Here is a 14,520-nt window from a genome sequence, read left to right on the forward strand (position 1 = left end):
CAGTTATTCCCTGCACAATAAAAAAGCTTCCGATCTTGCGTTGGGAAGCTTTTTTCGTTTTGGGTCTTCTTACGGCTGCACGTTGCGGCTTTTGTCTTTTCTTTTCTTCCAGCTTCGGTTTACGTGCCAGACCCAGAAGCGGTTGATGCTAAAGTAAGCCAGGATGCTGAAGATCACACCGCAGATCACCGAGCCAAACAGCAGTGGCCACCAGATCAGGGACAGGCTTTCGCTCAGCCAGGCCATTGAGAGTTCAAACTCAATATCACCGCCAGGACTGCCCAGCAGGAAGTCTCCTACCAGATAGGTACAGTAGAAAATGGGCGGCATAGTCAATGGATTGGTTAGCCAGACCAGGCCCACAGATATAGGTAGATTACTGCGAAATATCACTGCCATGACGGCAGCAACGATCATCTGCGCCGGTATGGGCAGAAATGCACAGAAAAGTCCGACCGCGAATGCCCGGGCGACCGATCTACGGGTTAAGTGCCATAGATTTGGGTCGTGCAGGTGGCGTCCGAGCCAGCTGAGATGCTTATGCTCACGGAGCGTACGCTCGTCAGGCATGTATTTTTTGATGAGTTTGCGCGGCATTGGGGTCGCGTTATAGTAGTGACCAAAGACGCTCGTATTATGCATTCTCGGTAAAGGTAAGCCAACTGATGAGATCAAGGATGATCGCTTATGTGGCTGGAATTTCTACTATAGTCTGGCTGCCGCAGCTCCCTCCGCTGGTAATTCTTCCTATTGTTATTGCGCCGCTGTTGTTTTGGCGACAAGTTTCGGTGTCGTTTATAGCCTTTATTTTGGGGCTAGTTTGGAGTTTGCTCTGGAGTCACTGGCAGATGGCGCATCGCTTGGATGCGTCGTCTCTAAAGACCGACTGGGAAGTCAGCGGAGTGGTAACAGGGTTACCCCAGCAGCAAGGACGGCAGCTGCGCTTTCTGTTTCAGCTCGAGGATATTAAGCCGTTGAAAGGTGTGCAGCTCAGCTCCGAGCCTCCCCGTTTGCTGCGGTTGAGTTGGTTCAATGCACCCTTTGAAGTAAAGCCGGAGCAACGGCTGACATTAACCGTCCGCCTTAAATCCCCACATGGATACGCCAATCCACACGGCTTTGATTACGAACTGTGGCTACTTGCACAAAATATTGATGCGACCGGGTATGTAAGGGAGTGGCACAGCGCTGAGCTGGCAGAAGGTTGTTTCGTCGATTGTCTGCGGGGGCGTATTGCGGAGTTTGTCGAGGCACGTTATGGCGCAAAGGCGCCTTTGGTCGTTGCAATCACTCTGGGTATTCGAGATCTGTTTGACGATGCCCAGTGGCAGCAGTTGCGCGCAACCGGCACCATCCACCTGGCTGTGATCAGTGGGTTGCACCTGGGATTTATCGTGGGGTTATGTCTGGGGCTAGTTAAAGGGCTCTCGTACGTTGTCGCGCCTCGATACCTGCGTCCCGCAGGTGTGTTGTTTACCTGTGCTGCTGCGTTTGTGTATATGCAGCTGGCGGGGGCTGGGCTGCCAACACAGCGTGCGTTCATTATGGTGGCGGTGTTTCTACTTGCTCAATGGCGATTGTGGTACATCGATCTCTGGTCGCGCTGGTGGTTGGCGATGGCTATTGTGCTGACGGTTACACCTGTCGCGCTTCATCAGGCCGGTTTTTGGTTGTCCTTTGGTGCGGTAGCGGTATTGCTTTGGTTTGCCGGTTACCGGCTTCGTGATCTGCTTGGCTGGCGTGTCCAGGCTGGCATCTTTATTGGCATGACGCCGCTGTTGATCTGGTTGTTTGGCGGTTTCTCTATTGTCGCACCTTTGGTCAATTTGATCGCAATTCCGCTGATGGCGATCACATTGACGGTTACCGTAATTGATCTATTTATGGCGAGCGCGGGTGTGCCGATATTGTTACCGATTGTCGAGGGATTGATCGGTTTCTTCTGGTGGCTAATTGAATTCGCAGCGGGGTTTCAGGCAGATATTTGGCGTCCACCGGCTCCCTCCATGCTCTATCTGCTGTTGGCTCTGCTTGGCTCCTTTCTGCTGGTTCAGCCGCGAGGCATACCGTTAAGGTGGTTGGGTGTCATGCTTTGGTTGCCGATGTTGTTGGGGGGCGTAAAAGAGGGTCATAAGTCTGGTTTTGAGGCGTGGGTATTTGATGTGGGTCAGGGTGCGGCGGTGCTGGTGCAGGTTGGGCAGCGATATATGCTGTATGACACCGGACCGGGCTTTCCGAGTGGACATAGTGCATACCGCCATACTCTAGAGTCCTATTTTGATGCGGTTGGAATTCAAAAGTTGGATCGTCTGGTCCTGAGTCACGACGATCTGGATCATACCGGCGGACATCCGGCGTTGTTAAAACAGTTGGATGTTGAACAGGGTGCGACTGGCAGCATTCATGTTGCGGATCAATTTGGCTATCAGCACTGTAAGCCGGGGGATAGTTGGCGCTGGAACAATGTTGTATTCACGGTGTTGGCCGGTGGAGACGCGAACTCTGACAACAATAGTTCCTGTGTGCTGCGGGTTGATGATGGTGTGTGTTCGCTATTGCTGCCGGGAGACATCGACCAGACGATGGAGCGTACTTTAGTGCCCGAATTAACACCGGTGACTTGGCTGCTTGCGTCCCATCATGGCAGCAAGACCGGTACGGAGGCGGAGTTTCTAAAGGCTTTGCAGCCAGAGCTTGTGCTCTTCAGTGCCGGTTATGCCAACCATTTTGGTCATCCCGCAAAAGAAGTGGCGGCGCGTGTGGAAGAGCAGGGAGCACAATATCGGCTTACGGCGTCTCAAGGCGCGCTGCATCTGATTTCGGATGGGGCTGAATGCCGCGCTGAAAGCTGGCGGGATATACGGCGCCGCTTCTGGTCAGGCTACTAGCTATGGTAGAGTAAGCCGCTGTAATTATAAGGGTTTGGTGGCCAGATCTTCGGCTGCTATATCTTACTGTATCGCCTGTGTCTGGAGGCTGAGGTTTCGTGTTAGAGCTGGTTAAGTCTGGTGGTTGGTTAATGATCCCGATTGTGGCCTGTTCAGTAATGGCAGTCGCAATCTGTCTTGAACGGCTGTGGTCGCTACGGGCTTCCAGCGTAACGCCTCGTGGGTTGCTGTTGGATGTGCTGGAGGCGTATCGCAACAACAAGCTGAATGCCGAGCAGTTGGGGCGTATCCGTGAAACCAGTCCGCTGGGGCGCATCATGGTCGCAGGTATTAAGAATGCCTGTCACGGTCGTGACGTGATGAAAGAGAGTATCGAGGAGGCCGCGTCCGAAGTGATACATGAGCTTGGGCGTTTCCTCAGTGCGTTGGGTACCATTGCTGCAATCACACCTTTGCTGGGTTTACTTGGAACCGTAATCGGTATGATCAAGGTATTTAACGAGATCATGATTCAAGGTACCGGTAACGCTAATGTGTTGGCTGGGGGAATCTCCGAAGCACTGATTACAACCGCAGCCGGTCTTGCGGTGGCGATTCCTGCGCTGATTTTTCATCGCTTCTTCCTGCGCCGCATTGATTCCCTCGTGGTCTCTATGGAACAGCAGGCGGTGAAACTCGTCGAAACCATTCATGGCCAGCGTGAGCTGGACTAAGCCTGGAGCAGACGCGTGAAATTTAGCCGTCAGCGCCCGGAAGAGGTCTCGGTCAACCTGACACCGCTGATCGATGTGGTGTTCCTGCTGTTGATCTTTTTTATGGTCTCCACCACGTTTACCAAAGAGACGCAGCTGGAAATTGACCTGCCTGGCGCCAATGGCAATGTGCAGGAAAAACCGGTCGAGCATATCGAGATACAGATCAGTGCAGAAGGTGTGTATCACCTGAATGGCAAACCAATTGCGGACTCATCAGAAACGGGTTTGCGCGTTGCTCTGGAATCGGTTGATGAACCAGCCGGAGAAACGCCGCTGGTTATTGCCGCCGATGCCAATACACCACATCAGGCGGTTGTTACTGCAATGGATGTTGCTGGGCAGCTGGGGTACACACGTCTGAGCATTACCACGCAGGATCCGGGCAAATAAAATGAGCTGGCTTGAAGCACGTTGGTATCAGCAGCGCCCGGCACCGTTCTGGCTGCGCCCGTTGGAGCTGCTTTATCGAAGCATTGTTATTAAAAAGCGATCCGCTTTCCTGTCCGGGGACAAGCCGTCCTATAAAGCGACCGTGCCGGTCATTATCGTTGGAAATATTACGGTTGGCGGCACGGGCAAAACACCGGTGGTGCTCTGGTTGCTAGAGCATCTCAAAGCCGCAGGCTTTAAACCTGGGGTTGTCAGTCGTGGTTATGGTGCCAAGGCGCCATCCTATCCCTTTGTGGTAACGCCGGATACCTTACCTTCAGAGGGTGGGGACGAGCCATGTATGCTGGTGCGGCGTTCAGGCTGCCCGCTGGTGATTGATCCAGATCGTCCGGCGGCGGCGCGTTGCCTGCTGGAGCAGTTTGATTGTGATCTGATTATCAGTGACGACGGTCTGCAGCATTATGCACTGGGCCGGGATATTGAGCTGGTCGTTGTTGATGGGCGGCGTGGCTTGGGTAACGGGCATTGCCTTCCGGCCGGGCCGTTACGAGAACCGGCTGGCCGTCTGGCTGATGTGGATTTTATTATCCAGAACGGCGTGGGCAAGGGTGTCTCCAATGCCTTTTCCATGGTGTTGGAACCCACTGCGTTTGTGTCGCTGGATGGCACAAAACGTGTTGCTGTTGATCAGTGGCAGGAAAAACATGTGCACGCAGTCGCGGGAATCGGAAATCCGGCGCGCTTCTTTGATACACTTCGGTCTCAGGCTGGTATAGAGCCTGTGGAGCACCCCTTTGCGGATCATCACCCCTATAAAGCGGAGGACCTGAATTTTGATCAGGATCTGCCTCTGGTGATGACCGAAAAAGATGCGGTAAAAGTCTCCCACCTGAAAGAATTAGAGGGTTGGTACCTTGAGGTATCCGCCCGGCTGCCCGCTGAGTTTGAAGCGGCACTGCTAAAGAAACTCGAACAGATTACCCATACGGTAGAGAGTAATGGACAAGAAACTGATTGAGATGCTGGTATGCCCGGTATCAAAAGCCCCTCTTGAGTGGAACCCTGAAACGCAGGAACTGATCTGCAAAGCGAGCGGCTTGGCATACCCAGTACGCGACGGCATTCCGGTGATGTTGGAAGAGGAAGCGCGCAAGCTGACACTGGAAGAGCGTGAGCGTAAGTAAGGCTAGCAAGGGGAGTCTGTTATGAGCTTTACCGTTATCATTCCGGCGCGTTATGCGTCCAGTCGCTTCCCGGGCAAGCCTTTGGCGGATCTGGCCGGTAAGCCGATGGTACAGCACGTCTATGAACGTGCCCTGGAAAGTGAAGCTGATCGTGTGATTATCGCGACCGATGATCAGCGTATCGCTGATGTCGCAACCGGCTTTGGAGCTGAGGTATGTATGACCTCCCCAGACCACCCATCCGGTACCGACCGTTTGCAGGAAGTGGTAAAGCTGCAGGGCTTCTACGCAGACGACATCGTCGTCAATGTCCAGGGTGATGAGCCGCTGGTGCCGCCACGCGTAATCAACCAGGTAGCGCATAATCTAAAGGCGGAGCCTACTGCAAGCATCGCGACACTGAGCGAGCCGATTGAAGAGGTTGAGGCACTGCTGAACCCGAATGTGGTGAAGGTGGTGAGCGATGCCAAAGGACGTGCGTTGTATTTCAGTCGTGCGCCGATGCCGTGGCCGCGTGATCAGTTTAATACTGAAGAAGGGCGCCAGCAGATGCCTCAGGGGTTCTCCTGGCAGCGTCATATCGGTATCTATGCTTACCGTGTAAAACTGCTGAATGACTTTGTGACCTGGCCGCCAGCGCCGCTGGAAGAGACGGAGTGTCTGGAGCAGCTGCGTGCAATGTGGAACGGTGCGCAGATTCACGTGGCATTGGCCGATGAGCTACCACCTGCAGGTGTTGATACGCCGGAAGATCTGGAGCGCATCCGTCAATTCCTGGAGTCTCAGGCATGACACGTGTGCTTTTTGTCTGCTTGGGCAATATCTGTCGGTCTCCGACAGCGCATGGTGTGTTTCAACACTGCGTTGACCGGGCGGGTCTGGCGGATCTGATCGAGGTGGATTCTGCCGGCACCGCAGCCTATCACGTTGGGAACAGTCCAGATCCCCGCTCGATGGCGGCAGCGCGCCAGCGTGGGTACGATCTCAGTCCTCTGAGAGCGCGGCAGGCGGTAGTCGAGGATTTTGACCAGTTTGATTACATTCTGGCGATGGATCACAGCAATCTGAACAATCTCAAGCGTATACAGCCTGATTACTTTGGTGGTCACCTGGGATTGTTTCTGGAGTTTGCCAAGCAGTTTGATGAAGTGGAAGTGCCTGATCCCTACTACGGTGGTGATGAGGGCTTCAGTCATGTGCTGGATCTGGTTGAGGCGGCTTCTGAAGGCTTGTTGGCGCAGATCCAGCAGGAGTTAGTACGTTGATCACACCGGTGGAAAACGCCGATCTGACCGCTCTGAACAGCTTTGGCTTCGCGTCACGTGCTCAGTATCTGTTTGATGTTGCAAGCGACGCTGAGCTACTGGAAGCGGTTGCATACGCTGATGAGCGGCAATTGCCGTTCCTGGTGATCGGTGGTGGTAGCAACCTGGTGTTAGATGAATACATTCCGGGCGTAGTCGTACGGCAGATCTCCGGTGGTTATCGGGTGCTCGAAGAGGATGAGGGCTCCGTACTGCTTGAAGTTGCGGCAGGGCAGAACTGGCATCAGCTGGTTGAGCAAGTCGTGGATGCAGGCTGGAGTGGTCTGGAAAACATGGCGCTGATTCCGGGAACGGTTGGGGCTGCACCTGTGCAAAACATCGGTGCTTACGGTGTAGAGCTGAAAGACCGGTTTGTCTCTCTTACTGCATACGACCGTGAAAAGCAGGTATTTGTCGAATTTTCCGCGTCTCAGTGTGGTTTCGGGTACCGCAATAGTGTCTTCAAATCCGTTGCGCCGGGGCGCTATATCATTACTCGGGTGCGGCTGCGCTTAAACAAGCAGTTTGTGCAAAAAACGGGGTATGGTGTCCTCTCTCAGTATCTTAATGGGCAGGAAGTAACTGCACGAAGCGTGTTTGATGCGATTGTCGCAATTCGTCAATCCAAGCTGCCTGATCCTCGGGATCTGGGAAATGCTGGCAGCTTCTTTGAAAATCCTGTTGTGCCAGTTGAGCAATGCGAGCAGCTCCGTGCTGCTCATCCCGATCTTGTTGCCTATCCTGAGCGCGATGGATTCATGAAGTTGGCAGCAGGCTGGCTGATTGATCACGCGGGTTGGAAGGGTTATCGAACCGGTCGCGTCGGTGTGTATGAGAAGCAGGCGTTAGTGCTGGTGAATTATGGGCAGGGCTCGGCACGCGAGTTGATGGATTTGGCTTCGAAGCTTCAGGCTTCTGTGATGGAGAAATACGGCGTGGCTCTGGTGCCTGAGCCGCGCTGTTATCCGCAATAACACGAGATCAAGCCAATAAAAAACCGCGCATTAGCGCGGTTTTTTGTGTCTGTTGTTCATCGCAGCAGTTAAGTGCTGCGATGAACAGATTGTTGCTTAGTTGTCCTGCTGATCCGCTTTAGCTGCCTTTTCAGCTTCCTGCTGGCGACGACGGATTTCGCGAGGGTCGTTTGGCGCACGGGATCCGCGACGGCGACGACGTGGTGATGCTTCCTCTTGCGGAGCCGCTTGCTCTTCGCTTGCGTCGGTCTTCTCAGCTTCAGCTTTTGGCTCTTCTGCTTTTGCTTCAGAAGGCTCTGCGGTTACATCGCTGGCTTCTTCTGCAGGTGCAGCTTCGGCTTTCTCTTCAGCAGGGCTGCTTTCAGGTGCTTCTGCTTCAGTTTCTGCCGCTGCTTCTGCTTCAGGAGTTGTCGCTTCGGCAGGAGTTTCCTCTGCTTCAGGTTCTGCTTTTGCCTCGGAAGCGGCTGTTTCTTCCGCTTTGGCTTCAGTCTCTTCTGCAGGCTCTGCTTCTTTCGTCGCTGCTTCTTCTGCTGGCGCTTCTGCAGCAGCCTTCTCTGCCGGTGCCTCGGTTGCTACAGGCTCTACTGCTGCTTCAGCTTCTTCAGATACCGGTGCTGTTTCCTCTGCCTTGCTAGGTTCGGACGCTGGCGTGGTTTCCACAGTGGCTTCAGCTGCGGTGCTTTCAGCGGAGGTTTCTTTGCTTTCGGTTGCTGTCGGTTGAGCTTCCGCTTTGGCTTCAGATGCTGTCTGCTCTTTGTCATCTGCTACAGGCGCAGTGGTTTCGGCAGTTTTTGGCTCTTCAGCTTTAGCGGTCGCAGTTGCTGCTTCGGTTGCTTTGGCTTCAACTGCTGCGCTATCTGGTGCTGTGGTTGTCACGGCTTCAGCTACCGCATCGGTAGTGGACTGCTCGGCAACTTCGGCATTGCTGCGCTTAGCGGTGCGCTCGGAACCACGACGGCGACGGCCGCGACGGCGAGGGTTGCGTGGCGCCTCCTCGCTCTTCTCTTCGGACTTCGCTTCCTGGGTTTCAGCGCTTTCCGCTTTGCTTTTGCGTTGCTCCTTGGTTGCAGCAGCTTTGCGGTCGTCTCCGTCTTTGCGGCTCTTGCGGCGGCGACGGGACTTGCTTGGCTTTTCCTTCTCTTCAGCTACCAGAGGCTGATCCGGTTCTGGCTGAATGGTGATGATTTCGTCGCTATCTTTTTTGCTGCGACGGCGGTCATCACGGCGACGGCCTTTCTTGCCGCTCTGCTTGCGGCCACCGCGTTCTTCGCGTTTTTCGCGGGTGTCACGGCTTTCAGGTTTCGCTTCTGTTGCCGGTTCAGCTTTGGCTTCTGGCTTAGCTGCTTCAGCACCGCCAAACAGGCTGCGGAACAGGCGTCCGAAGAAGGAGCCGCTCTGTTGTGGTGCAGCTGTACTAGGCTGTGCTGGGGCAGCCGCTGCAGGTGCTTCCGGAGCCTCCTGAGCTGGTGCTTCCTGTGGCGCCGGAGTTTTTGGTGCTACGGTGCGTACAGCAGCCTGTTCACGCGGCGCTACGGTCTTGGTGCTGGCTTCGATTTCCGGCAGTTGCTCTTCTGGCTCGGGCTGCAGGGTGTAGCTGGCATCGTTGGTCGTAGCAACAGTGTGATCATCGCGCAGGCGGACAGCTTCGTAGTGTGGCGTTTCCATGTTCGGATTCGGCACGATCACAACACGTACGTTGTGGCGCAGCTCTACATCGTGAACCGCGTGACGTTTTTCGTTCAGCAGGAAGGTCGCTACGGTGACTGGCAGGATTGCACGGATCTGCGCGGTACGGTCTTTTGCGGATTCCTCTTCGATCAGGCGCAGGATGGACAGCGCCAGCGATTCGGTATCACGGATGGTGCCCTGGCCGTTACAGCGCGGACATACAACGCCACGGCTTTCCGCCAGGGAAGGGCGCAGGCGCTGACGGGACATTTCCAGCAGACCAAAACGGGATATACGGCCGGTCTGTACACGGGCGCGGTCCAGTTTCAGGGCATCACGCAGACGGTTTTCCACTTCGCGCTGGTTTTTGATCGGCGTCATATCGATAAAGTCGATCACGATCAGGCCGCCGATATCACGCAGGCGCAGTTGGCGAGCGATCTCGTCTGCGGCTTCCAAGTTGGTGTTCAGGGCGGTTTCTTCGATGTCGCCACCGCGGGTCGCACGCGCGGAGTTGATGTCGATGGATACCAGTGCTTCGGTCGGATCGATCACGATGGAACCACCGGAAGGCAGTTTTACTTCGCGCTGGAATGCTGTTTCGATCTGAGTTTCGATCTGGAAGCGGTTGAACAGCGGAGTCTGCTCAGCGTAGTGCTTGATCTTCTGCTCGTAGGACGGCATTACCTGAGTAACGAAGTTTTTCGCGTCGTTGTATACCGCTTCGTCGTCGATCAGTACTTCACCGATGTCGGCGCGCAGGTAGTCGCGGATGGCACGAATAACCACATTGCTTTCCTGATAGATCAGGAAAGGTGCTTTGCGGGATTCAACTTCTTTGATCGCACTCCACAGGGTGGCCAGGTAGTCCAGGTCCCACTGCAGTTCTTCGGTGGAGCGGCCGATACCGGCTGTACGAACGATGATGCCCATCTTCTCAGGGATCTTAACGCCGTCCAGCGCTTCTTTCAGCTGGGTGCGGTCGCTGCCTTCGATGCGGCGGGAGATGCCGCCGGCACGTGGGTTGTTAGGCATCAGGACCAGATAGCGGCCCGCCAGGCTGATAAAGGTAGTCAGTGCAGCGCCTTTGTTGCCGCGCTCCTCTTTGTCGACCTGAACGATGACTTCGGTGCCTTCACGTAAAACGTCTTTGATGTTTGGGCGTGAACCGCGTTCTGGCTGTTTGGAGAAGTATTCGCGGGAGATTTCTTTCAGGGGCAGGAAGCCGTGGCGCTCGGCACCGTAGTCGACAAAGGCTGCTTCCAGGCTAGGTTCTACGCGGGTGATGCGGCCTTTATAGATGTTGGCTTTTTTCTGCTCGCGGGATCCGGATTCAATATCCAGATCGTACAGGCGCTGGCCATCAACCAGCGCTACGCGCAACTCTTCAGGTTGAGTTGCGTTAATCAGCATTCTTTTCATTGGTTTGAACGTTCTCTTTAGGAACGTATCTCAAACCCCACTATTCGTGCGATCTTCGCGGCGCTTTAGGGCGCGGCCCTGTCCTGTAAGGCATGGTCATATCAGCGCTGCAGCCGGATGGGGCTGGTTACGATCTATATCTCGCGCGCACAACGGCCTACGCAGCGAAGGCTCTGTAAAAGCGCTGCGCTGCGGGTCTTATATTGTGTGACCACCCAGTCGCAAACGGCGACCGGCGGTTATGCCTACCGGTGGAGGAAACTTCAGCCTCTGTTATTCTTCTGGTTTGCTGTGTCTGCCGTTTTAAAGGGCAGGTTCCTGGCTGAAGTGCGTCTCCACCTCCGACCGGACCTTGTCACAAGGCCAGTGGGTGAAATACGTTCCGAATTAAAAAATCTTTCTACATGCGATAGTTATCGCAATTCTTCGGCTGTTGTGGAGCGGCGCTTGGAGCGCCCGCTGCGTTAATTTTCGCGAATTGGCGAGTGATTGCATAAAGATAAAGCCAATTGTCCACAGCAGCGCTAGAATATAGCAGCTATAACCCTATGCATCAATTCGACGCGGTGGACTCTATCCTATTCATATGTCAGAAAAAAACAGTAGTACAAACACATCAGTAAGGTTCGTTGAAATTGAGGAAGATTTCGACGGACAACGGATCGATAATTTCCTTCGCACCGAACTAAAAGGTGTTCCAAAAAGTCTCATCTACCGCATCCTGCGCAAGGGCGAGTTGCGTGTAAATAAAAAACGCGTGAAACCCGAGTACCGTCTGCAGGGTGGTGATCTGGTGCGTATTCCACCAATTCGTGTGGCCGAGCGTGACGAAGCGCCTAAACCTTCAGGTAATCTTCAGCGCGCATTGGAAGACTCAGTACTGTATGAAGATAAGGACCTGATTGTGGTGAACAAGCCGTCGGGGCTGGCTGTGCACGGTGGTAGTGGCGTGAGTCTCGGATTGATTGAGGCGTTCCGACAGATTCGCCCTGAGTGTCGTTTTCTGGAGTTGGTACACCGTCTTGATCGCGATACTTCCGGTTGTATCATGATCGCCAAAAAACGCAGTGCCTTGAAATTTATGCATGAAGCGCTGCAAAAGAGCCGAATCACTAAAATTTACAACGCTTTGGTCGATGGTTCTTGGTCAGAGCGTAAAAAACGTATCGATGCGCCGCTACGAAAAAACGAGCTGAAATCGGGCGAGCGTGTGGTGCGGGTGCAGGCTGACGGTAAAGCCTCACTGACAGAATATAAAGTTCTGCGCCGTATAGGCCGGGTTGCAACGTTGGTGGAAGCACGTCCAATTACCGGTCGTACCCATCAGATCCGCGTGCACTGCCAGTTTGCCGGCCATGCGATTATTGGTGACGACAAGTACGGGCTGGATGAGACCAATCGCCACATGAAGGAAGTGGGGATAAAACGTCTGTTCCTGCATGCGGCTGAGCTGCGCATCCCACTGCCGTCCGGCGGCCGGATGGTAATCAAAGCCCCTTTGGATAAACAACTTCTGGGTGCAATGGATGCACTGGATAAACAACTGAAAATGATAGGCTGAGTTTGATGTCTGAGATGATCAGCAACGATACTTTTTTTAACGCTGCAGAGCGCATCATGGGTGAAGGCGGTATTCCAACCCTGGATGCAATGGCAGAGGCATTGTCATGTGACGTTGATGAGGTGAAAGAGCCGTATGAAGCGTGGTGGGCTCTGATCGCCAGCCGCATGCGTGGCGGTAGTCGCGCAGTTGAGGTCAGTATTCAGGATGTACCGGATTCCATCAATTCCGCATTCAGCCGTATCTGGAACGAAGCGCTGAATGAGGCGTACGACCGCTTTAGCCTGGAGCGTCGCAGTGCTAACGCTGGTGTTGAGGAGCAGAGCCGTCATCACGAAGAGGAGCTGATCCGCTCCCGTAACAATCTGGATGAGGTAGAAGACAAACTGCGTCTTCAGATCGAGCGTAACCAGGGTGCGGATATCCAGATCAAAGCACTGGAAGCGGAAGTGAAAGCGCTTAAGGCAAGTCTGGAATCCGAAACCGGACAGCGTAAGGATCAGGAACACCGTGCGTCTGAGCTGGAGCACGAGATCGGGCAGCTACGTCGTACCATTGACGAAGCACGCCGCACCTTCGAGCAGCGTCTGAAGGATGAGCAGCGTAACGCCTTGGAAACGGTGAGTAAGTCTGAAGCGGACGTTCGTTACTACCGTAGCTCACTGGAGAAGGTGCGTGAAGAGGCGGGTAAGAAGGAATCTGCGCTGACCAAGTCGATCCATGACTTGAAAGCAGAACTGGCAAAGCGTGATGTGAAGATCGATAGCCACTTCACCCAGATCAAGAGCCTGGAGTCGGAGCTGAAGGGAGTTAAGCAAAATCAAGGCAGCACCAACCGAGATCTGTCTAAACTTAATAGTCAGTTGTTGGCGGAAACCAACAAGAACAAGCGATTGGAAGAGAAGGTAGCGGAGCTGCAGGAAGAGTTGCGTGTTGCCCAGCAGAAAAAAGTGGCCCTCAGCAATGAGGCCTCCCGTCGTGAAAATGCGGTTCGCAACCAGCTGAACGAGCGTGAGGACGAGATGGTGCGCCTGCGTGGCCGTAATGCGACTCTGGAGAAGCGATTGATCGGTCTGGATGAAGAGATTCGTCGCTTGAAGGCATCTGCTCACTGAGTGCGGCAGGCGCGCGAATCTGTTTAATTTATTCTAGACTGTTATAATAAACGCACTGTTAATTACCAAAAGCTTTGTTTTCCTTTGGGAGTAACGTATGAAACTGCAGCAGCTTCGTTACATTTGGGAGGTTGCCCGACATGATCTGAACGTGTCGGCGACAGCTCAGAGTTTGTATACATCGCAGCCAGGCATCAGTAAGCAGATCCGTTTGTTGGAAGACGAGCTGGGTGTTGAGGTTTTTGCCCGCAGTGGTAAGCATCTCACGCGTGTAACCCCTGCCGGTCAGGCGATCCTGGACGTTGCAGGCGATATTCTGCAAAAAGTTGAGAGTATCAAGCAGGTTGCGCAGGAGTTTAGCGACGAGAAGAAGGGAAGCCTCGCGGTAGCAACAACGCACACGCAGGCACGTTACGCTTTACCGACCACGATCAACGGCTTTATCCAGCAGTACCCGGATGTGTCTCTGCACATGCAACAGGGGACGCCGATGCAGATCTCCGAGATGGCGGCGGATGGCACCGTGGATTTTGCGATTGCTACCGAAGCGCTGCAGCACTTCAGCGATCTGATCATGATGCCGTGTTATCGCTGGAATCGCTCCGTGGTTGTGCCTAAGGATCACCCGCTGGCGCAGGTGTCCAAGCTGACGTTGAAAGAACTGGCTCAATACCCAATCGTTACCTACGTATTTGGCTTTACTGGCCGTTCTAAACTGGACGATGCCTTCCAGCGTGAGGGACTCGATCCTAAAGTGGTTTTTACTGCGGTAGACTCCGACGTCATCAAAACCTACGTTCGTCTTGGCCTTGGTGTGGGTATCATCGCAACCATGGCGTACGAAGAAGATTTTGACGATGATCTGGTATGCTTGGATGCAAGCCACCTGTTTGAGTCCAGCACCACCAAGATCGGTTTCCGCAAGGGCACGTTCCTGCGTGGTTACATGTACGACTTTATCGAGCGTTTCGCACCGCACCTGACCCCGGATGTAGTACGTCAGGTTCAGGCGGCTAGCAACCGCGCAGAGATCGACGAGATCTTTGTTGATCAGGAACTACCAGACCTGTAATCCCGGCTATGGTTTAGCTGATGACGAATTAAAAAGGAGGCATAACGCCCACTGCTGTCCCATAGTTTTTGATCATAAAGGGATCCTCAGTTGAGGATCCCTTTTTTGCTTATCTGGTGGCTCTGGATTTAATAGCTCAACCAGTGGTTTTCGCTCAAATAAACTCACCTGAAGTACCCGCATGATG

Annotated in this window: 13 protein-coding genes; 11 read left to right on the top strand and 2 right to left on the bottom strand. The window is 54.0% G+C overall.

Going from position 1 to position 14,520, the window contains the following annotated elements:
* Window positions 1-69 precede the first annotated feature (69 nt).
* Entirely contained in the window at window positions 70-597 is a 528-nt protein-coding gene (locus ACEQ15_RS15005) for a DUF2062 domain-containing protein (protein ID WP_372530383.1), read from the bottom strand.
* Between the two features lie 80 nt (window positions 598-677).
* Here ACEQ15_RS15005 and ACEQ15_RS15010 point away from each other — a divergent pair, with 80 nt between their 5' ends.
* The 8 genes from ACEQ15_RS15010 to murB all read left to right on the top strand — a co-directional run bounded on the left by ACEQ15_RS15010 (window position 678) and on the right by murB (window position 7,495).
* The gene (locus ACEQ15_RS15010; protein ID WP_370280035.1) at window positions 678-2,888 is read left to right on the top strand and encodes a DNA internalization-related competence protein ComEC/Rec2; all 2,211 of its coding nucleotides are present in this window, start codon (window positions 678-680) and stop codon (window positions 2,886-2,888) included.
* A gap of 98 nt (window positions 2,889-2,986) precedes the next feature.
* On the top strand, window positions 2,987-3,601 hold the full coding sequence (locus ACEQ15_RS15015) for a MotA/TolQ/ExbB proton channel family protein (RefSeq protein ID WP_370280036.1): 615 nt from the start codon (window positions 2,987-2,989) through the stop codon (window positions 3,599-3,601).
* Between the two features lie 15 nt (window positions 3,602-3,616).
* Window positions 3,617-4,033 carry an ExbD/TolR family protein gene (locus ACEQ15_RS15020; RefSeq protein ID WP_370280038.1) on the top strand — a complete coding sequence of 139 codons (417 nt, stop codon included), beginning with the start codon at window positions 3,617-3,619 and terminating at the stop codon, window positions 4,031-4,033.
* A gap of 1 nt (window position 4,034) precedes the next feature.
* Entirely contained in the window at window positions 4,035-5,051 is a 1,017-nt protein-coding gene (gene lpxK / locus ACEQ15_RS15025) for a tetraacyldisaccharide 4'-kinase (protein WP_370280039.1), read from the top strand.
* Window positions 5,032-5,217 carry a Trm112 family protein gene (locus ACEQ15_RS15030; protein WP_282355088.1) on the top strand — a complete coding sequence of 62 codons (186 nt, stop codon included), beginning with the start codon at window positions 5,032-5,034 and terminating at the stop codon, window positions 5,215-5,217. The genes lpxK and ACEQ15_RS15030 overlap by 20 nt, the downstream gene beginning before the upstream one ends.
* Window positions 5,218-5,238: 21 nt before the next feature.
* Window positions 5,239-6,009, top strand: coding sequence for a 3-deoxy-manno-octulosonate cytidylyltransferase (gene kdsB / locus ACEQ15_RS15035; RefSeq protein ID WP_370280040.1), 771 nt, complete (start codon window positions 5,239-5,241; stop codon window positions 6,007-6,009).
* Window positions 6,006-6,482 (top strand): low molecular weight protein-tyrosine-phosphatase, encoded by a 477-nt coding sequence (locus ACEQ15_RS15040; RefSeq protein WP_370280041.1) that lies wholly within the window; start codon window positions 6,006-6,008, stop codon window positions 6,480-6,482. The genes kdsB and ACEQ15_RS15040 overlap by 4 nt, the downstream gene beginning before the upstream one ends.
* On the top strand, window positions 6,479-7,495 hold the full coding sequence (gene murB, locus ACEQ15_RS15045; protein ID WP_370280042.1) for a UDP-N-acetylmuramate dehydrogenase: 1,017 nt from the start codon (window positions 6,479-6,481) through the stop codon (window positions 7,493-7,495). The genes ACEQ15_RS15040 and murB overlap by 4 nt, the downstream gene beginning before the upstream one ends.
* A gap of 96 nt (window positions 7,496-7,591) precedes the next feature.
* Here murB and rne read toward each other — a convergent pair whose 3' ends face one another.
* Complete coding sequence (gene rne, locus ACEQ15_RS15050; RefSeq protein ID WP_370280043.1) at window positions 7,592-10,585, bottom strand: ribonuclease E; 2,994 nt, start codon at window positions 10,583-10,585, stop codon at window positions 7,592-7,594.
* 586 nt (window positions 10,586-11,171) lie between these two features.
* Here rne and rluC point away from each other — a divergent pair.
* From rluC to cysB, 3 genes are all read left to right on the top strand, one after another.
* Window positions 11,172-12,146 (top strand): 23S rRNA pseudouridine(955/2504/2580) synthase RluC, encoded by a 975-nt coding sequence (gene rluC / locus ACEQ15_RS15055; RefSeq protein WP_370280044.1) that lies wholly within the window; start codon window positions 11,172-11,174, stop codon window positions 12,144-12,146.
* A 5-nt stretch (window positions 12,147-12,151) separates the two neighbouring features.
* Window positions 12,152-13,261, top strand: a complete 1,110-nt coding sequence (locus tag ACEQ15_RS15060; RefSeq protein ID WP_370280045.1) for a hypothetical protein — start codon at window positions 12,152-12,154, stop codon at window positions 13,259-13,261.
* A gap of 97 nt (window positions 13,262-13,358) precedes the next feature.
* A complete protein-coding gene (gene cysB, locus ACEQ15_RS15065; RefSeq protein ID WP_370280046.1) occupies window positions 13,359-14,333 on the top strand; it encodes an HTH-type transcriptional regulator CysB in 975 nt (324 codons plus the stop codon).
* Window positions 14,334-14,520: the final 187 nt, after the last annotated feature.

The organism is Pontibacterium sp. (assembly GCF_964228735.1).
Classification (GTDB): Bacteria; Pseudomonadota; Gammaproteobacteria; order Pseudomonadales; family Balneatricaceae; genus Pontibacterium.

Excerpts from the sequence above, each read along its gene's own strand:
- cysB (WP_370280046.1), top strand. The coding sequence starts at position 13,359 with ATGAAACTGCAGCAGCTTCGTTACATTTGGGAGGTTGCCCGACATGAT.
- kdsB (WP_370280040.1), top strand. The coding sequence starts at position 5,239 with ATGAGCTTTACCGTTATCATTCCGGCGCGTTATGCGTCCAGTCGCTTC.
- ACEQ15_RS15060 (WP_370280045.1), top strand. The coding sequence starts at position 12,152 with ATGTCTGAGATGATCAGCAACGATACTTTTTTTAACGCTGCAGAGCGC.
- lpxK (WP_370280039.1), top strand. The coding sequence starts at position 4,035 with ATGAGCTGGCTTGAAGCACGTTGGTATCAGCAGCGCCCGGCACCGTTC.
- ACEQ15_RS15030 (WP_282355088.1), top strand. The coding sequence starts at position 5,032 with ATGGACAAGAAACTGATTGAGATGCTGGTATGCCCGGTATCAAAAGCC.
- ACEQ15_RS15005 (WP_372530383.1), bottom strand. The coding sequence starts at position 597 with ATGCCGCGCAAACTCATCAAAAAATACATGCCTGACGAGCGTACGCTC.
- rne (WP_370280043.1), bottom strand. The coding sequence starts at position 10,585 with ATGAAAAGAATGCTGATTAACGCAACTCAACCTGAAGAGTTGCGCGTA.
- ACEQ15_RS15040 (WP_370280041.1), top strand. The coding sequence starts at position 6,006 with ATGACACGTGTGCTTTTTGTCTGCTTGGGCAATATCTGTCGGTCTCCG.
- ACEQ15_RS15010 (WP_370280035.1), top strand. The coding sequence starts at position 678 with ATGATCGCTTATGTGGCTGGAATTTCTACTATAGTCTGGCTGCCGCAG.
- rluC (WP_370280044.1), top strand. The coding sequence starts at position 11,172 with ATGTCAGAAAAAAACAGTAGTACAAACACATCAGTAAGGTTCGTTGAA.